A 25,311-nucleotide genomic window follows, 5' to 3' on the forward strand; every position below is an offset into this window, starting at 1 on the left:
AGAGATGGGATGAATCGGGTCTGTACATTAGTAGTTGGTTATTCCTCACACTCCCCACACTCCCCATCTCCTCATCTCCATCCCTTATATCCAGCGCCAGTTATAACGATTCCACTCGTAAATACCTTGAATTTCATACTCAGCGCCGTTATTAAAGCGAACAACGCAATTAGTAAAAGATTCGTTGCCATTTTGAACTTCATCAATTTGAATGACTATGCAAGTAAACCATTCCCGTGGACAGGGGCCATCATCTTGTACCCATTCCCATAGTGCATTGCAGACTTCTATGCGATCGCCCACTTTCAGGATTAATGTATCTTCAGAATACTGATTAAAATGATACGGCTGAATGCGGTTGAGCCATTGTAACCCGTAGCGATCGCGGATAAATTGTACCTCTCCAGAGTCATTTTCACGTAGCCAGTCATTTAGTAGCTGCGCTTTCCATGAGAGGTTTTGCTCTTCCTGGGCTTTAATGTAACCTAAAAAAGCTTGTAACTCTTGCGGCGTCAACTCATCTAATGGGTTAGTTTCAGGTGACACTTCTAGATGAGAGTTTCCTTGAATTTGCTCGACTACTTGCAGCAATATCTGTTTTTGTATATCAGTGAGAGGGCAGTTAGCTATTTCACAGCGATTAAAGGCTGTTTGCAATACTGCTTCAATCTCATCTGGTTTCATAGGTAAACAGCTATTAACAGGCTACTAAATTAAACCCCACTGATTACTGATAGTAGTTTTTTCTCTAATCCTCTTCTAACTTGAGAGGCAACAGAGGGATATTATCCAGTAATTAGTTGAGTTTGATATTAATCTAATTATTACAAATTATATCTATGAAGATAGAGCAAAGATAAAAGAGTAAACGGGAACAGACAGCAGATTGACGAAGCGGAGTCGCGATCGCAAGTTGCAAATGAATTTGAATTTGGACTCTGGCAATTACTTCCTCTTGCTGCAAGGGTTTAGTAATGTAATCGACAACACCGAATAGATAACCCTTTTACTTTATTTTCTGTGTCTGACAAAATCGCATACTTAATTTCTCATTGATGATTGCCACAATAGCTCCGTTTCGTGCATACTGCTTCAGTCCCACTCAATATGGCCCTTACTCCTGTGATATTTGTAACGCTTGATTCATATTTTGATTCAGTAACGCCAAAAAAAGCTATATTTATAGCTTTTTTATGCTATAATTTTTATATTGCGACTGCATTTGTCAGTAGTGCAAGGGCGTGTAGCTCAGTGGATTAGAGCGTCAGATTCCGGTTCTGTAGGTCGGGGGTTCGAATCCCTCCACGCTCGTTTGGCAAAGAATTATTTGTTAGCGGTTGGTTGTTGATTTTTGTAACAACAACCAGCTACTAACCAATAAATATTAACTACATTCTAAAGATTCTCTAGTAGATACACCAGTTTTAGAATTTACACCATTTGCCCTAGCACAAAGTTTTTTCAATTCTGGCCCGTCTAAAACTGCGTTGGTGAAATCAGTACCTGTGATCTCAACATTATCAAAAGTAGAATAGAGCAACATGGTGTCTGTAAAAATTGCATCACTTAAATCAGCATCCCGAAAATCAACTAAATAAGCGATACCATTGGTAAAATCTGCACCATGTAAATTTGCTTTTTCTAAATACGCATTGTTAAAAACAGCACCACGTAAATCAGCATTACTAAAATTAGCTTTATCCAGTTTCACCTTAGTAAACTCTTCACGGATTAGGGTTTGTCCAGAAAAATCTGCATTACTCATTTGTTTATAGCCTGCAAAACGGCTGCTGGAAGATTTTGCTGCTTCTGCTGACAGGGGAAACAACAGCACCACCATAGCTAAGATAAGGACTGCAAATACTCGCCAAGACTTCATAACTTTAACTTAATAAATCTCAACACTTACACAATTAATTATTAAACATCATGGTTAATACCATTTTGGATTTTGCGAAAAGTTTGTAGACGCTTTGCGGCTTCCGGTGATCAAAGCTTTTCAAGACGGTTTGGGATTTAGATACTCAAATAAATTAAACAGTCTGCTTAAGCAGACTTGAGTGATGAGACTGGGATTTGAATCGCAGGCAGGTTTTTTGCTATGGAAAAAATGCGATCGCTTTTAGTGTCGTTTGTGTATTTGTGGTTTAAATAATGCCAGCGATCGCAGCCCTTACCTGAATCAATTCCGTAGTATATAAGATGTTGACCTCAGAAAAAATTGCCCGTGGCTAAACCAGAAGAAAACGCCCTTCCCCTATATCAAACACCTCTATATTTTCTTGCCCAAGAACTCAAAGCGCGGCTCACTAGCTTTGGTGGTTGGGAAATGCCTGTACAATTTAGCGGCATTACCACAGAACACCAAGCAGTAAGAAATGCTGCCGGGATATTCGATATTTCCCACATGGGCAAATTTACCCTCACAGGGAAAAACCTTATTGCACAACTTCAGTACCTGGTTCCATCAGACTTAAGTCGTCTGCAACTAGGTCAAGCTCAATACACCGTCTTGCTAAATCCAAACGCTGGTATCATTGATGACATTATATTCTACTATCAAGGGGAAAACTCTGACGGCGAACAGCAGGGAGTGATGATAGTCAATGCTGCGACTACCAGTAAAGATAAAACATGGCTGTTGCAACACCTTGACACTCAAGAAATCAATTTTCAAGACCTTTCCAAAGAAAAAATTTTAGTTGCTGTCCAAGGGCCAAAAGCTGTTGAGTTGCTTCAGCCTTTTGTGGAAGCAGACTTATCATCAGTGAAAGCCTTCGGACACTTAGAAGCATCGATTTTGGGTAAACCCGCCTTCCTTGCTCGTACAGGCTACACAGGCGAAGATGGATTTGAGGTGATGCTGGACCCAGAAGAAGGCGTAAAATTATGGCGTAGTCTTGTTGAGGCTGGCGTCATTCCCTGTGGACTTGGTGCTAGAGACACTCTGCGACTAGAAGCAGCAATGGCACTTTACGGACAAGATATTGATGATACCACCACGCCCTTAGAAGCAGGTTTAGGTTGGTTAGTGCATCTTGATACCAAAGGAGATTTTATTGGGCGTCCTATCTTGGAACGACAAAAAGCTGCGGGAGTGCAGCGCCGACTAGTCGGTTTGCAAATGCAAGGACGCAATATTGCCCGTCATGGCTACCAAGTGTTATCAGCAGGTGTAATAGTAGGGGAGGTAACTAGTGGTACATTATCACCGACACTTGGTTATCCCATTGCCCTAGCATATGTTCCCACCCAGCTAGCAAACACTGGTCAGCAGCTAGATATAGAAATTCGTGGTAAAACATACCCAGCGATAGTGGTTAAGAAACCTTTTTACCGTTCTCAAACTCGGATCACAAAATAAACAGAGGTACATAGCGGTGTGAACCTACAAAAACCTGTATTTTCTGCTATAGAAAACCGCTATATTAGCCATTAGTCATTAACCATGTTAAATTTTTGCATGTGGAAAAGGAAGTGATATGTCTTTGGAATATCCACAGGATTTAAGATACTTAGATACTCATGAATATGTCCGCCTAGAAGGTGAAATAGCCACAATTGGTATTACCGCCTTTGCCGTAGATCAACTGGGAGATATTGTATTTTTGGAATTGCCAGAGATTGGTGACGCTGTTACCAAGGGAGAAAAAATTGGCACAATCGAATCCGTAAAAGCTGTTGAAGATTTAAACTCACCAGTAACTGGCACTGTTATAGAACGTAATGAGGAGATGATCGAATCTCCCGAACAAATAGCAGAAGATCCCTACGGTGAGGGGTGGTTTATTAAAGTACGGGTGAATGACCCTAGTGAAATTGATGATGCGCTCACAGCACAGGAATATAGTGCTGAAGTGGAGGGGTAGAAGGAGTGGGGAGGTGGGGAGTGTGTAGACGCGTAGCGGCTTCCCGTAAGGGTGGAGTGTGAGGAGTATTTCTTTCATTGATATTCTCCCGTGTCCCCCTTGTCTCCCCTGTCCTCCCTATCCCCCATGCTGTCCGGGAAAATTTGATGAATCTTAGATGAACTGATATTTTAGATCCAACACATCAAGCATACTTATTGCAAAATATGAAATAGTAACGTCTGGAGAAGCTCTTTGTGGTAATATCTGCTCCTCGTCCCCAGTCAGGTAATCAGCAAATTCTGGGCGAAAGCACTGAAAAATTAAGTGATTTTAAACAAAGACATATTGGTCCTAATGCCGATGACATACAGCAAATGCTGGATGTGCTGGGGGTTTCTTCCCTAGATGATCTCATCAACCAAACAGTACCGCAGTCCATCCGGCTACCTCGTGCTTTAAATTTACCAGAAGCACTTAGTGAGTACGCGGCACTAGCAAAGTTAAAAGAAATTGCTTTAAAAAACCAAATTTTCCGCTCATTCATTGGTATGGGATATTACGACACTATCACTCCGGCGGTGATACAGCGTAATATTCTAGAAAACCCTGGTTGGTACACTGCCTACACTCCTTATCAGCCAGAAATTGCCCAGGGGCGACTAGAAGCAGTGTTGAATTTCCAAACTATGATTATCGATCTGACGGGTTTGGAAATTGCTAATGCTTCATTACTAGATGAAGCAACAGCCGCAGCCGAAGCAATGAGTATGAGCTATGGTATTTGCAAAAATAAAGCAAATGCCTTCTTTGTCTCGCAAAACTGCCATCCCCAAACTATTGATGTGTTGCAGACCCGGGCTAAGCCTTTGGGAATCAAGATTATCATCAGCGACCATGAATCTTTTGATTTCTTAGAACCGATTTTTGGGGCAATTCTGCAATATCCCGCCAGTGATGGCACTATTTACGACTACCGCGCTTTTGTCGAAAAAGCCCATGCTGTGGGAGCATTGGTAACGGTAGCAGCAGACCCTTTGAGTCTGACACTATTGACTCCTCCGGGTGAATTTGGTGCTGATATAGCTGTTGGTAGTACTCAGCGCTTCGGTATTCCCCTGGGTTACGGTGGCCCCCATGCAGCATACTTTGCTACCAAACAAGAGTATAAGCGGCAAGTCCCAGGACGGATTGTGGGCGTATCCAAAGATGCCCAAGGTAAACCAGCATTACGTTTGACTTTGCAAACCCGCGAACAACACATCCGTCGAGAAAAAGCTACTAGTAATATTTGTACGGCACAGGTGTTACTGGCAGTGATGGCAAGTATGTATGCTGTTTATCACGGCCCAGCAGGATTGAAAAAAATAGCCGAGAATATCCACACATTGACTGGAACCTTGGCAGCAGGATTGAAAAACCTGGGTTATAAAATTAGTTCTGAAAGTTTCTTTGATACCATTCGCGTAGAACTAGGAACCCGTAGTTTACAAGAAATTCTTGCTGGTTGTGAAGCAAAAAAAATTAACCTGCGGATTTTTGATGAAACTGCTGTAGGTGTTTCGCTGGATGAAACAACCACAATTGAAGATGTGCAAAACCTGTTAGAAATTTTCGCCCTGGGAGATGAGTTTACTCTCCCTCCCCCTCACACTCCCCACCTCCCCCTTAAGCGTACAAGCTCATACCTCACTCACCCCATCTTCAACCGTTATCACTCAGAAACCGAGTTGCTGCGTTACCTGCACAAGTTGGAAACCAAAGACTTGTCATTAACTACATCAATGATTCCTTTGGGGTCATGTACGATGAAGTTGAATGCAACTTCAGAAATGCTTCCAGTCACTTGGGCAGAATTTGGTAAAATTCATCCCTTTGCCCCCGAGTCACAGACTCAAGGTTATCAAATTCTTTTCCAGCAATTGGAAGAATGGTTAGCAGAAATTACTGGCTTTGCGGGAATTTCTCTGCAACCAAATGCTGGTTCTCAAGGTGAATATGCTGGGTTGCTGATAATCCGCAAGTATCATGAAAGTCGCGGGGAAACACACCGCAATGTTTGCTTAATCCCCACATCTGCCCACGGAACTAACCCAGCAAGTGCGGTGATGTGTGGGATGAAAGTGGTGGCCGTGGCTTGTGATCTTGAAGGTAATATTGATTTGGATGATCTCAAGGCAAAAGCAGAAAAGCACAGCAATGAACTCGCTGCTTTGATGGTGACTTATCCTTCTACCCACGGCGTGTTTGAGGAAGCAATTCAGGAAATTTGTGCTGTTGTTCATAGCCACGGTGGACAAGTCTACATGGATGGGGCAAATATGAATGCCCAGGTGGGGCTTTGTCGTCCGGGAGATATTGGGGCGGATGTTTGCCACTTGAACTTACACAAAACCTTTTGTATTCCCCACGGTGGTGGTGGCCCTGGTATGGGGCCAATTGGTGTAGCTGCCCATTTAGTAGAATTCTTGCCTGGACACGCTGTGATTGCGATGCCAGACTACAATCCAAAATCGATAGGGGCTGTTTCGGCTGCACCTTGGGGTAGTGCTTCGATTTTGGTAATTTCCTGGATGTACATTGCGATGATGGGTGCAACAGGTTTGACGGATGCTACGAAAGTGGCTATTCTCAATGCCAACTACATCGCTAAAAGGCTGGAAGCACACTATCCTATTTTGTATCAAGGCAAAAATGGGTATGTTGCTCATGAGTGTATTTTAGATTTGCGATCGCTCAAAAAATCCGCCAACATCGAAATTGATGACATCGCCAAGCGGTTGATGGACTATGGCTTCCACGCACCTACTGTTTCTTGGCCTGTGGCGGGTACAATCATGGTGGAACCCACCGAAAGCGAGTCTAAGGAAGAGTTGGATAGATTCTGCGATGCGATGATTAGTATTCGTCAAGAAGTTGCCGAAATTGAAGCAGGTAAGGCGGATGTGCAAGATAATGTGCTGAAAAATGCACCCCACACTGCCGAAAGTCTAATTATCGGAGAATGGAATCATCCTTACTCCCGTGAACAAGCTGCTTATCCTGCGCCTTGGACACGCGAACACAAATTCTGGCCTGCTGTTGGGCGTATTGATGCCGCTTTTGGAGACAGGAATTTTGTTTGTTCTTGTCTGCCTATGGAGGCCTATTCGTAAGTTAAGGCTGATTCTTGAATTTGTCTCTGCTTGCCCAGAGGAGGATATATTAACACAGATGCACACTGATAAAGACAGATGATTGATTGGTGTGCGTCTTTTGTTTATGTATATGTTTTAATTGTTTTTTATAACAGCAGCATAGTAAGTTTAAAAGCTTCAGTAACAGGACTTATCCACAGATGAGGAAAAATGAACCGCGAAGACGCGAAGTACACGAAGGGGTAAGAGAGGGTTGTGCAACTCTATAATTTTATATCAAGTCCGGCTAATTACTGACGATATTATTCTGATGCAGTTGGGCATTGGGCATTGATTTTTCCCATTACCAATTACCAATTACCGGACTTCACAGATATGATAAGTCTTTAAAAGGACATGATATTAAAGTTAATTTAGGCAGGATGAAGTACTGTGAAGTGCAAATCTTGTCTAGTTTTACCTTGTAGATATCGTTCTTGTAATGGTTGCCATTGTTGCCACATTTGGTAACGATTTTCTGCTAGTAAGGCAGCAATGGTGGGGATTTGAGTTTGAATTTCTGATTCAAAGATACTTTCTAACCACTCAGCTAATACTATACTGTCTTGTATGGAACCTAAGATATCTTGGATGCTTTTTAATTCTGCAATATAAGCTGTGTAAGTTTTACTGTATAAATCGGAAAATAACTCCATTTGGTAACGTGTGCGTTTAGCTTGCTTGCGTAGACTGTGAAGAGTTTTGCTGTTGGTTGCTAATTCTTTTTCTATTTTTTTTGCTTCCCAATTGTGCAAAACTACTATTTGATGTTCTTCGATTTCAGTCCCGACTAGCCAACCTGGGTGTAGTAAAAAATTGCTGACTTCTGGTAAAAGTAAGTCTGGTAAGACTTGCTGCATTGGTAAAGACGCTAGTGGTTGATAGTTTGGTTCATCTAACCATTTTTTTAATGCTTGTTTGATTGCTTTATAATTTTCATCTTTGAAGGTGTCTCGCACATCTGCAAGTGCCTCTTCCCGTTGTTTCTCCAAAGCATCCAAGGCTGTTTGTAGAGATTGCCGTTCTTTTTTAGGTAATTGTGGTTGAGAAAGATGTTCAAGTGTTTCTTTTAATACATCTAAGTCTCGAAGATTGCCAAGACGACGCGCTATTTTTCCGATATTTTTATCACTTACAACCTTTGGTAGATTCACAGCGATCGCAAACCGACTAGTAGCTGTACGTAAGCGGCGCATGCCCACTCGCATTTGATGTAATGCTTCCGGATCTTTATCTTTTTTAACTTCTGATTCCCATTTTAAGGTTTTCTTAAAGTGTTTTTGAATTGCTGAATAAGCATAATATCCAAAATTTTCTACTTTCGGTTCGACAGCCAATGACATAAAAAATGATACGCCTTATCTAGTTATTTCTATTGCCTATACTTCTTGAATAATAGCATTAGTTAAAATTTACAATATTTGATTTGTAAATTTTTGTATAGAAAATTACTTAAATATTATGTTCACAACCAATTGTTTTTTTGAAAATTCATATAATTGTTCATCTTAAATAATGTAAAGCTACGTGAATTTTATTTGTGATTTCAAAAATCTCTAACTAAGCACGAACTTTCATTAACTCATGGCGAATTATGTGTTCTTCTGCGTTTAAAAATGTTAAGATTTGACGCGAAAATGTACTAACTAGCTAATTATTTAATAAATTTATAAAATTGAAATAAATAGCAGGTATTATTTAATACTTAAACAAAGAATGATACTAGGGAAAACACTTAGAAAAGATTTAACATGAAAAACTCAACATTGCTAAACAAGGTTTTACTCACATTTACTGATGGCTTTAAAGAACACCGAGAAGACCTATCGGCAGTAATGCTAACACCAGAAAAGCATCTATGGTTTGGATCAGATGAAACTTCAACTATTGAACGCCTTTCTTATATCAATGCTAATCATTTTGGTGAACATAAGCAATTTCGTGTAGCAGAATTTATTGATTTACCTGCACCAGAAGAGGAAGAAATTGATATTGAGGGTATCGAGTATAGTGATAGCTATCTCTGGATTATTGGTTCCCATAGCTGGAAACGCAAAAAACCCAAACTAGATAAATCAGATATCAAAAACATTCAGAGATTAGCTAAAGTTGCATCGGAACCAAATCGATATATCCTAGCACGTATTCCCCTTGTTAACGGAGAGTTATGCAAATCTTGCCCCCATCCGGAAGATGCAAATATGCAGCTAACTGCTGCTAAGTTGCAATTAACTGAGTCTACAAATATATTGATGGAAGTTTTGGCAGATGATCCTCATCTGGGGTTTTTTGTCAAAGCCAAAATTCCCGGGAAAGAGAATGGCTTTGATATAGAAGGTATAGCAGTTCATCAAAATCGAATCTTTTTGGGTTTGCGTGGGCCAGTATTACGGGGTTGGGCTGTAATTTTGGAAATAGAAGTAGAACTTTTGCAAGCAGGACTACTAACACTAAAACCAATAGCAAAAACAGGTCAATGCTATAAAAAACATTTTGTATTTTTGAATGGTTTAGGAATTAGAGATTTACATCTAGCTGGAGAAGATTTACTGATCCTAGCAGGCCCAACGATGGATTTAGATGGCCCAGTGGAAGTTTATCGTTTGCATGTTAACCCCTGTTTGCAAGATGATGTCCTACACTACCCTGAATATGTACAAGATATTCCCTTTGGTAATCGAGATGATCATGCAGAAGGCATAACGCTGTTTGAAGAGATCAGTGGAATACCTTCGCTACTAGTAGTTTATGATTCTCCAGCAAATCATAGGCTGGTGAGTGATGATAGTGTGATTGCAGATGTGCTCAAGTTAGGTTAGTTGAGGAGTGGGGAGTGGGGAGAGATGGGGGGCTAGGGGTCCCCACTTTGTGGGGTTGGGGGGCAATGGGGTGATGGGGGAGTGTGAGGAGTGTGTAGACGCGTAGCGGCTTCCCGTAAGGGTGGAGTGTGAGGAGTGTGAGGAGTGGAGGAATAACTACTAACTACTAACTACTAACTACTAACTACTAACCACTAACCACCAACTACCAACAAACTAAATATTTGTGGAAATTGCTTGCACTGGACAGGTAGGTATACACTGTTCGCAGACGATGCAGCGCGATCGCGTAAATGTCAGTTTGTAGGTTTCTGGGTTCAGGGTTAGGGCTTCGGTAGGACAAACTCCTGTACATAACCCGCAGTGAACACAGACTTCTTCGTCTATGACTATTTCTCCTAAAGTGTGAGATACGCTGATATTTTGCGATCGCATCCACTCGACAGCAGCATCTAATTGATCTATATCCCCAGAAAGTTCTACTACCAATTTACCAATTTGATTCGGTGCTACTTGGGCGCGGATAATATTAGCAGCGACATTGAAATCTTTTGCTAGTCGGTAGGTGACTGGCATTTGAATGGCACGTTTAGGAAAAGTGAGGGTGACTCGTTTTTTCACGGTTTTGGAAACAGGGATTGGGAAATTTGGAAGTTGGAAGTCAGAATTAAATAAAGCGGTAAACTGAAAATAAGAATGCTTAATAAGTTTTAATAAATTCTGTTATGAGTACCGATACTTCTGGAAAATCTCCAACTAAATCAGAATTCAACGCTGGGACACGTGTAAGAAACTTTTTAGTCGCAATAGTGGCGATCGCTCTTAGTGTTAGCCTTGTTTTCGGTTTGAAATCTCAGGGTAACACAGTTTCTCTCACTCAGCTGGGTGAGGAATCTACTCCTCTAGAAGTAGCTTTAGCCAATGGTAAGCCATCGCTAGTGGAATTCTATGCTAATTGGTGTACTGTTTGCCAAAAAATGGCTCCTGATATTGCCGCATTGGAAAAGCAGTATGCAGAAAAAGTGAATTTTGTGATGCTGAATGTGGATAATAGCAAATGGCTACCCGAGATGCTAAAGTATCGCGTTGATGGTATTCCCCATTTTGTGTTCTTGAGTGAAAATGGAGAACCCATTGCCCAAGCAATTGGCGATCAACCCCGTACTATTATGGCAAGTAATTTAGACGCCTTGGCTGTTGGGTCACCCCTGCCGTATGCTCAAGCTAGTGGCAAAGTTTCCAAAGTTTCCACATCAGTAGCACCACCAGCTAGCAGCGATGATCCTCGTAGTCATGGTGGTCAAGTCGTCAATTAGTTGTTTGTTCCAATCAACTACGAACTATTAACTCACAACAATTTATTAAACTTGATATATCGACATAAATCGATATAATTGGATTATGGATAGTAAAGATATTGATATTTTTAAAGTCCTGGCGAATGAGACTAGGTTACAAATTTTGCATTGGTTAAAAGAACCTGAGGCCAATTTTCCTTGTCAGGATGTAAACCCGCGTACAGTTGGAGTCTGTGTCGGTAGTATTCAGAAGAAAACTGGTTTAGCTCAATCTACGATATCTCATTACTTGTCTATGCTGGAAGATACGGGGTTAGTTGTCTCAACACGCATAGGACAGTGTACTTACTATCGTCGTAATGAAGAAGCTTTTTCTACGTTTGTTACTCATGTTGCCACTGATCTATAAGTAAAAGCTTATAGATTGTTGTATTTTGTTTTTTATTTACTTATATCGAGATTGTTCGATATTTCTAAGCTTTAAAATATTGCTATCGTGTAGGTGCGATGGGTAGCCAACGTTGTATTAAAGGAGATAAGTATGCTGGCAAGCTATTTGTTATTATTAGTTATTGGTTTAAGTGCTACTGTTCTTGGAATAAAAATACGGGAGGAAGTCTATCGCATTGCCGTTGTATTTAGTGGAGGAATGCTGTTAGCCATGGGGTTAATATTGGCTCCTGCACCTGTACAAATCGGTTTTGGATTATTGTTGTTAGGACTAGTGTATATATATTCTCCCACCAAAATTTTAGATTGATGGGATTCATGCTGTTCGTTGTGAATCACTGAGAATCATTTTGACTGAAGAATTGCTCAATGGTACAATCTCCTAGATTGGTATGTAAAAATAATCCAAAATATAATATCTAATATCTATGACATTGCTCAATTAAATTTAATCCCAAAAACAGAGCCGCAACACTACCAGTCACACAAATTTCTCCTTGGATTATTTTTGTTAAAACTGATCCTACAGGAATTAAAATTACTTCTATTTCTTCTGTGATATCCAGTTGTTGTTCACTCGTTTTGCTGACATTTTCTGCTAAAAATAAATGTAATCGATTGGTATCTTTGCTGGGTCGATCATATAAAGTAGCTATTTTTTTTATTTCTTTAGCTGTATAGCCAGTTTCTTCCTCTAGCTCTCTTTTCGCTGCTATTTCGGCGCTTTCTTGATTGGGGTCAAAACTGCCAGCTGGTAGTTCTAGAAAAAATTCTTCGATTGCGTGTCTGTATTGGCGGACAAAGACAATTTCTTTATTGGTAGTGATGGGTAAAATTAATGCTACTTCTGGTTTAATATGGACAAAAAAATCATCTATAATTTGGCCATTTGGTAGAAGAATTTCATCTTGCCTAACTTGACACCAGGGATGGTTTAATACCATTTTTGAATGTAATAATTGCCATTTTTTTAATTTTTCCATAGAGTTTATTCAGTCTGGGTAAATGAATATTTAGATTTTCTGTTATGATAGATGGCCACAGGGTGGAATATTTACATTAACGAACCGCAAAGAACACAAAAAACACAAAGGTTTTTATAAAATAATACTAGTGAAAAAGTAGAAAAGACACAAAGTGTTGACCGATAATTATTCCCAGGGTAGAATTCCCAAAAATTATCTTTGGATTCAATCCAAAATCTAAGAATTAAACTGAAATTTGAATTATGCAAATTGAGGTGGAAATCTTTACGGTTAATAAACGATTTCCCTTGACTATTAGTCGTGGGACAACAACACAGACAACTAATGTTTGGGTGAAGATTTCCGATGATGGTATTGAAGGTTGGGGAGAGGCGTCGCCGTTTAGTATAGGCAATTATCCGCAATCAACAGAAATTATTAAAGATGCTTTGCAGAAAGTCGCCCCTGCTTTGCAAGCACATAGCCCATTGCAAAGGCAGCAAGTAGAACAAATTTTAACAACAGCCAAAATTCCTTCGGCAGCGAAAGCAGCGTTAGATGTAGCAATGAATGACTGGTTGGGAAAGCGCATCGGCTTACCATTGTGGCAATTATGGGGACTTGATAGAAATGCGATCGCACCAACTTCTGTAACTATTGGGATTAATTCAACCGCAGGGGCAAAAGCTAGGGTAAGGGATTGGTTAGAAATTCTGGATGTCCGTGTTTTCAAGATCAAGTTGGGTAGCCCAGAGGGTATTGACGCCGATCAAAAAATGTTGATGGCGGTACGAGAAGAAGCACCAACACAGGAATTATATGTTGATGCCAACGGTGGATGGAATTTAGCAGATGCGATCTACATGTGTAATTGGTTGGCAGATTTGGGTGTAAAGTATGTAGAACAGCCCCTCGCACAAGGTCAAGAGCAAAGTTTAGCCGAACTTAAGATGCGATCGCCTTTACCTATCTTTGTGGATGAAAGTTGTTTCACCAGTGCTGATATCCCTCAATTAGCGAATATTGTCGATGGAATTAATATCAAGCTAATGAAATCGGGGGGATTAAGCGAGGCGATGCGGATGGTAAATACAGCCCGCGCCAATGGGTTGCAAGTCATGTTTGGCTGCTATTCTGATAGTGCGCTTCTCAACACAGCAGCCGCACAACTAGCGCCACTTGCTGACTATTTAGATTTAGATAGTCACCTGAATTTAATTGATGACCCTTTTACAGGGGCATTTGTACAAGCAGGAAAAATTATACCAAACGACTTACCAGGCTTGGGGGTACAACGCAGTGCGTCTGCCACTTAATCAACGAGTAGCTATCTTATTGCATGAGGGAATCAAGGGAACTCGCGGAAAAACAGGGTTATCACTTTTACGTTACAGTGAAGCCCCGATTGTAGTAGCGATCGACCGCGAATGTCCAGGGCAATCCTTGCCAGAGTTAACAGGTATTCGCCGCGATGTACCTATAGTTGCATCAGTCTCAGCAGCACTAGAGTACAAACCGCAAGTTTTAGTAATTGGCATTGCACCTCTAGGCGGCGTTTTACCAGATGATTACTGGCATGACATCAAATATGCCTTAGCTGCGGGAATGTCGCTGGTAAATGGTTTGCACGTACCACTATCAACCATACCCGACTTAAAAGCACTCCTGAAGCCAGGACAAATGATTTGGGATGTGCGGAAAGAACCGCCGAATTTGGGTGTAGCTACGGCGATGGCGCGTACCCTTCCCTGTCGACGGGTACTGACAGTGGGAACTGATATGGCAGTTGGCAAAATGTCAACTAGCTTAGAATTACACTGGGCATCAAAATTGCGGGGCTGGCGTTCTAAGTTTCTGCCTACAGGGCAAACTGGTTTGATGTTAGAAGGGGATGGTATACCCCTAGATGCTGTACGCGTGGACTTTGCTGCTGGGGCAGTAGAACAAATGGTCATGCGCTATGGTAAAAACTACGATATTTTGCACATCGAAGGGCAAGGTTCTCTACTGCACCCTAGTTCCACAGCAACATTGCCCCTAATACGTGGTTCCCAACCAACACAAATGATTTTAGTCCATCGGGCAGGACAAACAGAAGTTGCTGATGGTATACCAATTCCACCTTTAATAGATGTAGTCAAACTTTATGAAACAGTTGCCAGTGCAGGTGGTGCTTACCCAAAAGTACCAGTAGCAGCAATTGCCCTCAACACTCGTCAGTTCAGCGAAGCAGAAGCAAAAGCAGCGATCGCCCAAACAGAAGCAGAAACCGGACTACCTTGTACAGATCCAATTCGTTTTGGTGCTGACAAGCTGTTGGATGCCGTCATGCAGAATTAAAATAAATAAAATAAAAGCGCCAGTGAATACGGTGCAAAACCTGGCGCTGGTCCTATCGGTTATTTGGAAGCGTTATTATAAGCAAAGAGTTAATGATACGCTAGGGGGTCAGACCCCTCATTTGGGATTGGGGAGGTGTGAGGGGTGGGGGACAAGGAGGACAAGGGAGACATTATCAATTCAAAATTCAAAATTCACGCATCAAGAACTTTTGACTTGTTTGCCCCATGCCCAATGCTCAACCAACCACCAACTACTAACTACTAACTAATAACTAATAACCACTAACTACTAACTCTTGACTTACTTGAAATTTCTAGGATTGAGACGAGTACCAGATTGAGTCCGAGTTTGGGTTTGAGTTTGGGTTTTAATTGCTACACCTTTTTTAAGCTGGCTACCAGTACCACCATCTTTCTTATCCAAGAAAGGTTTGAGATTAACTGGCCCCTTAGATGTACGGGTATTATTATTGCCGCCACCAAAAATAGTTCTAGCCTGGTTATATATTTGTTCGATTTGGCTACCGCCGCTATTACGACTGCTATAAGTATTGACGGCTATGGTTTGCTGACCGTTGTCGGCTGAGATCAGGTTTTGGAAGACGCTGTTGCGTACGTTATAGGGGTCGTATCCAGGGGGTACTGTCAGTACAATTCGGCAAGCTGGGTTAGCTTCACTAGTTACACAGAGAACATTGTATCCATTCTGTGTGGCATTACGGAGTTCTGTTAAGCCATCTGGGCGGTAACTTTCCAAGCGTTGGGCTATGGTCACGCAGCGTTTATATTCATCCCAGCCACCGCCCAATCTTTGGGGAGTCGCCCAAGGAAAGAATTGCCCTGGTTGGCTTTCTGGTTGGTACATTACTGTATACTGTCCGTTGTAGTTTTGACAGCTAAATCGGGCATTGGTACTGTATGTAGTAGAAGTGCTGGTTGTTGTACTTGAAGAACTAGTTGTAGTTGAAGTACCGTTCACTGGTTGTGTTGGCACTACCACATCGCCAACTTGTGCGGAGGCGATCGCATTACCTACAAATACAGTTAAACCCAGACCACTAGCTGCAAGTAATTTCAAGATTCGTGATGACATAGACATAGAATTTACACTGATATCAATCAAATTAGGGAGTTGTTATATTCAATAGACGAAAATTTTTTGGTTTTGATTCAGGTATGGAATGTATTTTTTCTTCCCTTTTTTGAATACGCCTACAGGTAAGTTTTAGTTCCCGATCCCTTCTTAGGTCAAAATCGCTCCACCCATTAACCGTTCATAGCGATACTTTAATTCTTCTTTCATCAAATACCAACGCTCTAAGGTTGCATCTATTTCTATGACTTTTTCCGCAGCTTGCCGTGCTAGCATTAATACTTCTTCGTCTTCCACCAAACTCGCTAAGGTAAAATCTGGTACACCTGATTGGCGAGTTCCCAGTACTTCACCTGGACCACGAAACCGCATATCCATTTCGGAAATAAAAAAGCCATCTTGAGACTGTTCCAATACTTTGAGTCGTTGTTGAGCGTCAGGACTTCTGGAACTACTCATCAGTAAACAGTAGGATTGTGCTGCACCTCGACCAACACGTCCCCGTAGCTGGTGCAATTGCGACAAGCCAAAGCGTTCCGCATTTTCTATGAGCATAACTGTAGCATTAGGTACGTCTACACCGACTTCCACAACGGTAGTAGAAACCAAGATTTGAGTTTCATTGTCGCGAAATTTATTAATTGCCTCGTCTTTCTCAGCAGAACTCATGCGACCATGCAACAAGCCGACCTGAAAATCAGGAAACACACTTTCTTTTAACTTTTGATACTCCTCTGTTGCCGATCGCAAATCCAATTTTTCTGATTCTTCCACTAAGGGTAAAACTACGTAAACCTGCCGTCCTTGGGCGATTTCCCGTCGCATCAAATCGTAAGCTTGAGGACGCTGCTGACTTGTTAATACTGTGGTTTGAATTTTTTGCCGCCCTGGGGGCAATTCATCAATTTGGCTCACATCCAAATCCCCATGAATTGTGAGCGCCAGTGTCCGAGGAATTGGTGTAGCTGTCATAGTTAATACATGGGGTCGCTCACCTTTTTGCTGTAATTTTGCTCGTTGTTCCACCCCAAAACGGTGCTGTTCGTCAATGACTACTAAACCCAAGCGATGAAATTTGACAGGATTCTGAATTAAGGCATGAGTTCCCACCAACAGAGGCAATTCTCCTGTTTCTAACTGGGCGTGAATTTGTCGCCGTTTTGCAGTTTTTGTGGAACCTGTCAGTAATTCTACTGGTAAATATAGTAAATTAAACCAGCTAACTAGCTTGCGATAATGTTGTTCTGCTAGTACTTCTGTGGGAGCCATGAGTGCTGCTTGATATCCAGATTGAATCGCAGCTAGGATAGCGACTACTCCGACAATCGTTTTCCCCGAACCAACATCACCCTGTACTAGACGATTCATCGGCACTGGTTTTTGCAAATCGTTGAGAATATCGTTGATCACACGTTGCTGGGCGTTAGTCAACTTAAAAGGCAGTATTTCGTAAAATTTATCTAATAATTGACCTCTGGGTGCAAGCACAGCGCTAGTTTGAACTTGCTTGGCTTGGTGCTGACGTTGCAGTAAACCCAGTTGGAGGTAGAAAAATTCATCGAAGACGAGGCGGCGACGGGCATGTTGTAAAGTGTCGTTATCTGAAGGGTAATGGATATTTGCGATCGCGTCTTTCAATTCCATTAACTCATATTTCCCTCTTAAACCACTAGGTAGAGGATCTTTTAAGTGCGCCGCAGCTGGCAAAGCAGCAATCATCGCCTGTCGCACTAAATCCGCACCCACACCCTCAGTTAGGGCATAAACAGGTACTACTCGCCCAATAGTTAAAGATTCAATCGTATCACCAGGGTTCGCCAAAACTTCTAGTTCTGGATCTTCTAGCGTTAAACCATATTTAGTTCCTTTTACCAACCCACACGCCGCCACAATACTACCAACTGGATAACGACGTTTTAAATTTTCTTGCCAAGCACGACTGGTAAAGCGCGTACCTGCAAAAAAGCGATTAATTTTGATTTTCCCAGTATTATCCCGCAGTAAAAGTTCTAAAATTGTCAACTTTTGATTCTTTTGGCTGGTACGACAATTGCAACTTTTCACCGTCGCCACTATTGTTACCGTCTCACCCGCCTCTAATTCACTGATGCTCACCTGACGGGCATAATCAATATGATCACGGGGATAGTAAAAAAGCAAATCGCGCACAGTGTATAAACCGAGGCGCGCTAATTTTTCAGCCTTGCGTAAGCCAATTTCCGGTAAATCCTTTAATTTTTGATCTAGCTTTGGGGCAAGAGTACGACTTACCTCTGCAACAATTTGAGATTTAGGATTGGGTTTTTTAGATTTGGTAGCAGAAGACAAAGAAGTAATATTTCTTCCCTGTCCCCCGTGTCCCCCTTGTTCCCGCGTCCCCGCCTCTCCTTCCTGCTGTTCCAGTTGATAAAGATATTGACTAGTCTGCAATACTAAATTTTTTCTATCTTCAAGTCCCAGATTTGGATAATTGGAAAATTGAGCCGCCAGTTGTTGCCAGCGGCGGCGCTCATAACTTGGTAAGTCATTGGGAAATTTACCGAAAGTTAAGGTAAAGAACTCACTGAAGCGGTATTGTCTACCCACCAAGTCAGTAAAACCCTGTTCTTCTTCTATTGCCAGGGCTTTTTGCAATCGTATCCAGTCTGGTTTTTCGATAGTCATTGGTAATTGGAGAAGAGGTGAAGAGTTATTGGTCAAAGGACAAATGACAAAAAACTAATCTTCATACCAACTAGCACGCCATGCTGCTTCAGCTTGGGCAACTGACCGTTCCCGCAGTTTTTTTTGATACTCTAACCCTAGTTTATTAAGCTGGACTAGAATATTGCGAATCTGCTTGCGCTCAGATGAAAGTTTGGTGTCAGCAAACTCAATTTCCACAAGACGCAGGTTAATAGCCATAAGCTGTGTCAAGCCAGACTCTTCTGATTTTTGCCCATTTTCAATTTCAATCACCAAGCTCATTAGGTTAGGTGGAGTTGGTACTATATCCGCAGATGCTTCTGAACCAACCGCTTCTAAAATCGGTTCTGGCAATTTTTCAGGCAAGATTTTGGCTTTTTGTAGGAGGAGATTAGCCTCATGAGAAATTCTTCTGAGGGTATATTGTGTGGCTCTCTCTAAGAATTGTTGCCATTTTGCCAGTTCTATCGGGTTTGCAGAGGAGGGGAAAGTGGTATCGGGAGGTAAAGTTGTGTCTTCTGGTTTTTCTGGCTGCTCTTGTTCTTCCTGTGCTTCACTTTCCATCTCAGTTGTTTCTTGTGCACAGACAATCTCAGGAGCATCTTGATTGCATTCTGGGAGTTTTTTACTTTCCACGTCCTGCGGCTGTAACTTTTCTTCTTCTCCATTAATTAGAGCTAGCAACTGCTCAGCTGACTTTTTACCTAGCTTACGGAGTGACTGCTGCAAATTTTGCCGCTGACTCAAGCTTAATTTGAGAAAGTTTTCGGAATACCTTTGAGTACACAAGTGATAAGCCGCCAGAATCAACTGTTGTTGTACGGCTTGCCCTAAGGTGTTGAGATAACTAGTATAAGCGGTTTGCAGTTCTTTCGCGATCGCGGCGATCGCTTCTTCTAAAGCTGCAAGATCCCGCTCAATTCGCTCCATTGGTCTCACCATATTCTCTACTGATTGCCCATTGCAAACCAAACATAATAGTACAAAGATACGCTTACATTCTATTTTGGGTGCGGAATGTGGGATGGAAGTAACGACTCGGTTCAGCGACAGCAAACATTTTTAAGTTTCCACGTTAGTAAATTACAAAAAAACAGGTCAAATATAGTAAATTGACCTGTCCTAAAATATAGTTAATCGTTGGTAGTTAGCTGTTATGGTCACTAGTCTATCAAACTATTAACAAACAACAACCAACCAACAACTAACAACTAAAATTACTTATTACCCATCTGAGCAGCTACTTCATCTGCAAAGTTGCTTTCTTGCTTCTCAATTCCTTCACCCAGAACAAAGCGAACGAAACGGCGTACTTGGATATTTTCACCAAGTTGGGCGATCGCTTGTTTAACTAGTTCTTCTACTGTGATGCTTTGATCACGGATGTAAGGCTGATCAAGCAAAGTCATTTCTTTCAGGCGCTTATCAATGCGTCCCTGAACGATTTTTTCTTTAACGTTATCAGGCTTGTTAGCAATGTCATCGCGTCCCATCTCAATATTTTTTTCCTTTTGGACGATATCAGGTGGGATGTCTGACACTTTCACATACTCTACGTTTGGACAAGCCGCAATTTGCATGGCGATGTTCCGCACCAGGGTTTGAAATTCTTCGCGGCGAGCAACAAAGTCAGTCTCACAGTTAACTTCAACAAGTACACCGACTCTACCACCAGTGTGGATGTAGCTGCCTACGAGTCCTTCTGCTGCTACCCGATCAGCTTTGGCTCCGGCTTTGGCAATACCCTTCTTACGCAGCCATTCTTCGGCTTTTGCTAGATCACCATCATTTTCTTTTAGCGCTTTTTTGCAGTCCATCATGCCTGCGCCAGTTTTTTGGCGTAGCTCCTGGACGAGTTTTGCAGATATTTCCGCCATTTTGCCTCAATTCCTACCTAGACTGACAATTTTAATTGCTCTTGGGTTTTGAGTATTTCTATCTTAACTAGGGCTTGGTAATAGCTAATTGATAATTGCTAATCGGTATTTTTCTTTCCAATTACCCATTACCCATTACCTATTACCCATTACCTAATTTATTCTTCCTCTTCATCGTCGGGAATGAACGAGTCAGCAAAATCGCTTTCTTCGTAATCGTATTCTTCCTCAGCGCCCTCGTAGTCTTCGTATTCTTCTTCTACATCCAGCTGACCATGACGGCCTTCATAAATCGCGTCCGCCAATTTACCGACAATTAGTTTAATTGAGCGGATGGCGTCATCATTGGCTGGGATGGGAATATCCACTACATCAGGGTCGCAGTTTGTGTCCAACATAGACACAATGGGAATTCCGAGTTTAATGCATTCTTGCACTGCGTTGTATTCCCGACGTTGGTCTACAATTACCACGACATCGGGGACTTTCCGCATTGTTTTAATGCCACCCAAATATTTCTGAAGCTTCGCCAACTCGCGGCGTAGCATTGAGGCTTCTTTCTTTGGCAATAAATCAAGAGCACCGCTTTCTTCCCGACGTTCCAAATCTTTGAGACGGTCTACCCGCGTTTTGATTGTCGCCCAGTTAGTGAGCATTCCGCCCAACCAGCGTTGGTTAATGTAGTGAGCGCCACAACGGGAAGCTTCTTGAGCAATAATACCTGCTGCTTGTCGCTTAGTGCCAACAAAGAGGAACTTTTTGCCCTGCTCTGCTTGCGATCGCATATAAGTATATGCTTCTTCCATCAACTGGGCTGTTTGCACCAAGTCAATGATATGTACTCCGTTACGGGCAGTATAAATGTATGGAGACATTTTTGGGTTCCATCTGCGGGTCTGATGACCGAAATGAACTCCTGACTCCATCATTTGAGCCAAAGAAACTACTGGCATATTTTTACTCCAATTCGGGTTAAACCTCCACCCAGGTGTATTTCCTCATGGGAAACACCCGAACGCCTGGATGTGCGGAATTTAAAGAACCATACTAGGGTAGCATATTTTGTAATGGGTAATTGGTAATGAGTAATGGGTAATTGGCAAGAGACTTGTTAACAATTCTTCCTTGTCCCCTTTGTCTCCTGTGTCCCTCCAGAATCCCGATTCTTGATCACCTCACTTCCGCATACGCTTCATATACGCCCTTGACGTTATACCAATTGAGAAAAATTCGGGCAATTTCCAAAGCCAATTGGGGTTTACCTCTATTAATCAGCCATTGCAAAAAAGGAGCCATTGTACGCTCATTCAAAGTACCATTTAAGGAAAGCATCCCCCACAATAAGCGATGTAACCAAGTCATCTGAATCATCATTCGCACTTCCCATGTTGGGTGTTTTTGATAAAATAAAACCCCCATCCTGCCACGCTGAATTTCTTTATCAATCAAGCTCTTAATTTGATCCAAGCTAAAGGGTGGATGCCAATGGTAGCCTACTGCTTGTGGACATTTAATTAGTGTTAAACCTAGTTTTTTCAGCCTCACGCCTAGTTCTAAATCTTCCCAACCATAAAGTTGAAAACTAGTATCAAACAATCCCGCTTTCTCTAACCAATGCTTAGGAATCGCCACATTACCTGTAGCAAAAAAAGCGGCAGAAAAATCTGTGAGTTTGTATGGTTCGGAGGTGGGATGATCAAAATTGCAAGTGTTAATGACTGCGCCATAGGTAAAAAAGCGATCGCTTCCCAATTTTTCCCGTCCCTGCACTAGTGCATCCCCATGAGCTTGCAGAAAATTCTCTGTCACCACTAAATCACTATCTATAAAGATAATAGTGTCTCCCTGCGCTTTCTCTACACCTAAATTCCGCGCTACAGCAGGACCTTGATGGTCTTGCTGAAAGGTTCGCACATGGGGAAATTCGGTTTTGTGTGTCTCTAACCATTCCAATGTCCCATCAGTGGAACCATCATCTACTAAGATAATTTCATAACCAGTGATTGAACTGGATATATTCAATTGCTGTGTCTCTAATGCCCTAAGACATTTTTCCAAAATCGCCTTGCGATTGTATGTCGGAATAACAATGCTCAAAAACACAGTATCACTCACCACACTACTACCCATCTTTATAAGATAGGACAACTCAGGCGCAAAGACTGTTCCAATTTCGGATTTTGCGAGAAGTTTGCAGACGCTTTGCATCTAAGGGTAGCATCCCGGAGAGAACCTCAAAGCTTTTATCGATGGATTACAGGAGTGCAAAGTCTTTACTCAACAGATGCTGTTATTAGCAATACTTTAGCAAAAATAGGCGTTGCTGAATCAAAATATGAATTTACAATTTACGGGTGTGACCAGACGTAGCATTGCTACGTCTACAAAATGTAGACAAACAAAATTCATGATCACATTCAGCAATGCCCACAAATATATATGCTTTGCGGAATTTTTATTTGTTTAAACCTCAAAATTGGTATTGCTGGACAAACTACTGATGGTGCATTTAATTGCGATCGCACTAACTAATCAGCAGCATTACCTAATTATCAGGGTAATCCTACAGGGATGCCAATTCCATCTGTAATTGCTATCTACCGCCTACTGCGAAGAAGGTAAAGGCAGATTTATCTCAAAACCTGCGCGATCACTGTTAATAAATTTACCAAATTTTCATTTTGCTAACAAGCGATCACTACTGTAAAAATGTTACATCAAATCTCTCTAGGGTATTTTCGTTATTTGCGTTATTTGTTAGTGCTTAGAAATCAGTGAAGAGTGAGCAACAAAATGTGAGCTGACAATAAATCCTATCTATTGTCAGCTCACATCAAATTTAAAGTGAGTTCGACGAAACCTAAACCTAACCCCTTTCCTAGTAGAGAAGGGTCAAAAAATCTTTATGTCGAAATCACGCCAGATTATTCAGCATCAATTGCTGCTGCTCCCTCATCTTCTTCACTCTTTGGTGGTCTTTGTTGGAACCTTCTCTGCATCCGTCCTGTAGTAGTTCGTTTACGAAACTTTCGGGCATACGCCTGGTTCCGTAGCGCCTTTTCTTTTTTCGGATTGCGGCGCTTAGCCATGTTCACCTCATGAATAAACAACAAAAAGCCTTACTTAGGCAATATCTAGGCAATTTTAGCTAGGATTATCTTTAATTTTAGTTTGAGCCTAGTTTAGCTTTGATATTCCTGCGGCAAAAAGCAGCAGAATTATTTAAAAGACAGGCTAAACCTGTGAAATCGCTATATAAAACCCACTCAAATCTATAATTATCAGACTCGAGGAGGTTTTATTTCCTGCTTCTACCAAGAGCGCTGACATAACAGTTCCTACAACAGGTAAACCCACAAGGGTGACTGCTTTATCCTCTTGTCCACAGGCGTAAATTTGGGAGCCACTGCATTCGGAGGTTGCCCTCTTCATCGCGTGTGGTGTGATTCATTCTCCCTATTTGCTCTTAATAAGGTTTGAGCTTACCTTAAGTTAGACTTATTCTGAATCAGCCTTGGGCTTTATCTAGACGCTTTTATTGCCTAGCTTTACCAGGTTTTAATGCGCCAGATTGTTAAACAGCAACCTATACTAACGTATCTAGTGTGATTGTGTCAACTTAAATTCAGATTTTTATTTGATAACTCTGTCTTTAGTTAGAGGTATTGATGAGGGTAAATGATAAAATAAAACGCAAATTAACATGAGTTTAAAATTAAATACAAACAAAAATAACTAACTCAACAACATGATTGGCTTTGTTTTGTGAACATCTGTTATTTGCATTAATAACATCTAAATAGCTATTGCTTCTACTGAAAAATATTATTTCTATAAATTAAAACACAAAGTCATATTGGAATATATAAGTCAAAAAAATAAATGTAATCGGAAAACTATTTAAAAAATTCAGTGAATAAAGATTGGAATTTTATATAAGGTTTTGAGATAATTTCTCTAAACTAAATAAATATTTAACTTAGTTTTCAACCAGTATATATCTTGCTCCAGAAATTTTAATTATGTATACTGACATTCACAATAATTATTCCAAGTAGATGTTAGAATTTACTATGTTCTAAGCTAATCATTAGCATTAACCCAAAATTACAAGTTTTCTTGTATAAGAACATACTCAACAATTCCGTTGAGTGAATGTGATTATTGGGTAATTTCAAAATACAACACACAATTTACCGAAATTAGCAGATTGAACGTTTTGGCTTTTTTTACTGTGGCAATCCAGTCCACACGTAGCTTATGGCGGTTTGGACAAACTGTACTGGGGATTATTTTCCGTCATCCGATCCCTGGTACAAGTATTATTCCAATTTTACCCGATGGTCAAATAGTCCTTATTCGGAGGCGAGATAATGGTCGCTGGGCATTACCAGGGGGTATGGTGGACTGGGGAGAAGATATACCGAATGCAGTTCGCCGAGAACTGATGGAAGAAACAGGATTGGAGTTAGTCAGGATTCGGCGTTTAGTAGGAGTTTATTCTGCGCCAGACCGTGATCCAAGAATCCATTCAATATGTATTGTAGTCGAAGCAGATGTGCAAGGAAAAATGGAGATTCAAGACACATTAGAAGTAATGGAAATCCAGGCTTTTCCTCTCAACTCTTTACCCCAAGAGTGTATGTCTCATGATCATAATCGCCAACTAGAAGATTACTTCAACGGTCTGACAACACTGGCATAATTTATAGTGGTTGATTGTTCGTAGTTGATTGTTGGTAGTTTCTGCAAACAACA

General features: G+C 41.3%; 22 protein-coding genes and 1 tRNA gene. 11 read left to right on the plus strand and 12 right to left on the minus strand.

Annotation, left to right across the window (positions count from 1 at the left end):
- Positions 1–84 precede the first annotated feature (84 nt).
- Complete coding sequence (locus NIES592_RS06765) at positions 85–684, minus strand: hypothetical protein (protein ID WP_062243923.1); 600 nt, start codon at positions 682–684, stop codon at positions 85–87.
- A 553-nt stretch (positions 685–1,237) separates the two neighbouring features.
- Here NIES592_RS06765 and NIES592_RS06770 point away from each other — a divergent pair.
- Positions 1,238–1,311: transfer RNA gene (locus NIES592_RS06770), tRNA-Arg, on the plus strand.
- A gap of 73 nt (positions 1,312–1,384) precedes the next feature.
- Here the strand turns inward: NIES592_RS06770 and NIES592_RS06775 are convergent.
- The gene (locus NIES592_RS06775) at positions 1,385–1,879 is read right to left on the minus strand and encodes a pentapeptide repeat-containing protein (RefSeq protein ID WP_009457618.1); all 495 of its coding nucleotides are present in this window, start codon (positions 1,877–1,879) and stop codon (positions 1,385–1,387) included.
- Between the two features lie 348 nt (positions 1,880–2,227).
- On the opposite strand from NIES592_RS06775, the gene gcvT reads away from it, so the two are divergent.
- From gcvT to gcvP, 3 genes are all read left to right on the plus strand, one after another.
- Positions 2,228–3,364 (plus strand): glycine cleavage system aminomethyltransferase GcvT, encoded by a 1,137-nt coding sequence (gene gcvT, locus NIES592_RS06780; RefSeq protein WP_073555264.1) that lies wholly within the window; start codon positions 2,228–2,230, stop codon positions 3,362–3,364.
- A gap of 118 nt (positions 3,365–3,482) precedes the next feature.
- A complete protein-coding gene (gene gcvH / locus NIES592_RS06785; RefSeq protein ID WP_016870902.1) occupies positions 3,483–3,869 on the plus strand; it encodes a glycine cleavage system protein GcvH in 387 nt (128 codons plus the stop codon).
- A 236-nt stretch (positions 3,870–4,105) separates the two neighbouring features.
- A complete protein-coding gene (gene gcvP / locus NIES592_RS06790; protein WP_073555265.1) occupies positions 4,106–7,003 on the plus strand; it encodes an aminomethyl-transferring glycine dehydrogenase in 2,898 nt (965 codons plus the stop codon).
- Between the two features lie 395 nt (positions 7,004–7,398).
- On the opposite strand, the gene NIES592_RS06795 is transcribed toward gcvP, so the two are convergent.
- Positions 7,399–8,367, minus strand: a complete 969-nt coding sequence (locus tag NIES592_RS06795) for a CHAD domain-containing protein (protein ID WP_062243930.1) — start codon at positions 8,365–8,367, stop codon at positions 7,399–7,401.
- Positions 8,368–8,775: 408 nt separating this feature from the next.
- Between NIES592_RS06795 and NIES592_RS06800 the strand changes: the two genes are divergently transcribed.
- Positions 8,776–9,843 (plus strand): DUF3616 domain-containing protein, encoded by a 1,068-nt coding sequence (locus NIES592_RS06800; protein ID WP_062243931.1) that lies wholly within the window; start codon positions 8,776–8,778, stop codon positions 9,841–9,843.
- A gap of 216 nt (positions 9,844–10,059) precedes the next feature.
- Here NIES592_RS06800 and NIES592_RS06805 read toward each other — a convergent pair whose 3' ends face one another.
- Positions 10,060–10,464 carry an NIL domain-containing protein gene (locus NIES592_RS06805; protein WP_016866660.1) on the minus strand — a complete coding sequence of 135 codons (405 nt, stop codon included), beginning with the start codon at positions 10,462–10,464 and terminating at the stop codon, positions 10,060–10,062.
- 104 nt (positions 10,465–10,568) lie between these two features.
- Between NIES592_RS06805 and NIES592_RS06810 the strand changes: the two genes are divergently transcribed.
- The 3 genes from NIES592_RS06810 (at position 10,569) to NIES592_RS06820 (ending at position 11,901) form a co-directional block, all read left to right on the plus strand.
- Positions 10,569–11,159, plus strand: coding sequence for a thioredoxin family protein (locus tag NIES592_RS06810; RefSeq protein WP_009457640.1), 591 nt, complete (start codon positions 10,569–10,571; stop codon positions 11,157–11,159).
- Positions 11,160–11,244: 85 nt separating this feature from the next.
- Positions 11,245–11,550, plus strand: coding sequence for an ArsR/SmtB family transcription factor (locus NIES592_RS06815; RefSeq protein ID WP_062243935.1), 306 nt, complete (start codon positions 11,245–11,247; stop codon positions 11,548–11,550).
- Positions 11,551–11,682: 132 nt separating this feature from the next.
- Complete coding sequence (locus tag NIES592_RS06820) at positions 11,683–11,901, plus strand: hypothetical protein (RefSeq protein ID WP_062243938.1); 219 nt, start codon at positions 11,683–11,685, stop codon at positions 11,899–11,901.
- A 109-nt stretch (positions 11,902–12,010) separates the two neighbouring features.
- Here NIES592_RS06820 and NIES592_RS06825 read toward each other — a convergent pair whose 3' ends face one another.
- Complete coding sequence (locus NIES592_RS06825) at positions 12,011–12,574, minus strand: NUDIX hydrolase (RefSeq protein ID WP_073555266.1); 564 nt, start codon at positions 12,572–12,574, stop codon at positions 12,011–12,013.
- 245 nt (positions 12,575–12,819) lie between these two features.
- On the opposite strand from NIES592_RS06825, the gene NIES592_RS06830 reads away from it, so the two are divergent.
- Positions 12,820–13,872: a dipeptide epimerase gene (locus NIES592_RS06830; RefSeq protein ID WP_073555267.1), complete on the plus strand. Its 1,053-nt coding sequence runs from the start codon at positions 12,820–12,822 to the stop codon at positions 13,870–13,872.
- A complete protein-coding gene (locus NIES592_RS06835; RefSeq protein WP_073555268.1) occupies positions 13,856–14,896 on the plus strand; it encodes a DUF1611 domain-containing protein in 1,041 nt (346 codons plus the stop codon). Before NIES592_RS06830 ends, NIES592_RS06835 begins: the two co-directional genes overlap by 17 nt.
- Positions 14,897–15,199: 303 nt before the next feature.
- On the opposite strand, the gene NIES592_RS06840 is transcribed toward NIES592_RS06835, so the two are convergent.
- From NIES592_RS06840 to NIES592_RS24970, 7 genes are all read right to left on the minus strand, one after another.
- Positions 15,200–15,991, minus strand: a complete 792-nt coding sequence (locus NIES592_RS06840; protein ID WP_062243959.1) for a COP23 domain-containing protein — start codon at positions 15,989–15,991, stop codon at positions 15,200–15,202.
- A gap of 150 nt (positions 15,992–16,141) precedes the next feature.
- A complete protein-coding gene (gene recG / locus NIES592_RS06845) occupies positions 16,142–18,655 on the minus strand; it encodes an ATP-dependent DNA helicase RecG (RefSeq protein WP_073555269.1) in 2,514 nt (837 codons plus the stop codon).
- A 54-nt stretch (positions 18,656–18,709) separates the two neighbouring features.
- On the minus strand, positions 18,710–19,618 hold the full coding sequence (locus NIES592_RS06850; protein WP_062243965.1) for a hypothetical protein: 909 nt from the start codon (positions 19,616–19,618) through the stop codon (positions 18,710–18,712).
- Positions 19,619–19,893: 275 nt separating this feature from the next.
- Positions 19,894–20,553, minus strand: coding sequence for a translation elongation factor Ts (tsf, locus tag NIES592_RS06855; RefSeq protein ID WP_062243967.1), 660 nt, complete (start codon positions 20,551–20,553; stop codon positions 19,894–19,896).
- 158 nt (positions 20,554–20,711) lie between these two features.
- Complete coding sequence (gene rpsB, locus NIES592_RS06860; RefSeq protein ID WP_009457653.1) at positions 20,712–21,506, minus strand: 30S ribosomal protein S2; 795 nt, start codon at positions 21,504–21,506, stop codon at positions 20,712–20,714.
- A 217-nt stretch (positions 21,507–21,723) separates the two neighbouring features.
- A complete protein-coding gene (locus NIES592_RS06865; protein ID WP_062243969.1) occupies positions 21,724–22,683 on the minus strand; it encodes a glycosyltransferase family 2 protein in 960 nt (319 codons plus the stop codon).
- Between the two features lie 794 nt (positions 22,684–23,477).
- Complete coding sequence (locus tag NIES592_RS24970; RefSeq protein WP_009457656.1) at positions 23,478–23,642, minus strand: hypothetical protein; 165 nt, start codon at positions 23,640–23,642, stop codon at positions 23,478–23,480.
- A 1,121-nt stretch (positions 23,643–24,763) separates the two neighbouring features.
- Here NIES592_RS24970 and NIES592_RS06875 point away from each other — a divergent pair.
- Positions 24,764–25,258, plus strand: a complete 495-nt coding sequence (locus NIES592_RS06875; RefSeq protein ID WP_026086343.1) for an NUDIX hydrolase — start codon at positions 24,764–24,766, stop codon at positions 25,256–25,258.
- The last annotated feature ends 53 nt before the right edge of the window (positions 25,259–25,311 follow it).

Source organism: Fischerella major NIES-592, from assembly GCF_001904645.1.
In the GTDB taxonomy this organism is placed as follows: Bacteria; Cyanobacteriota; Cyanobacteriia; order Cyanobacteriales; family Nostocaceae; genus Fischerella; species Fischerella thermalis.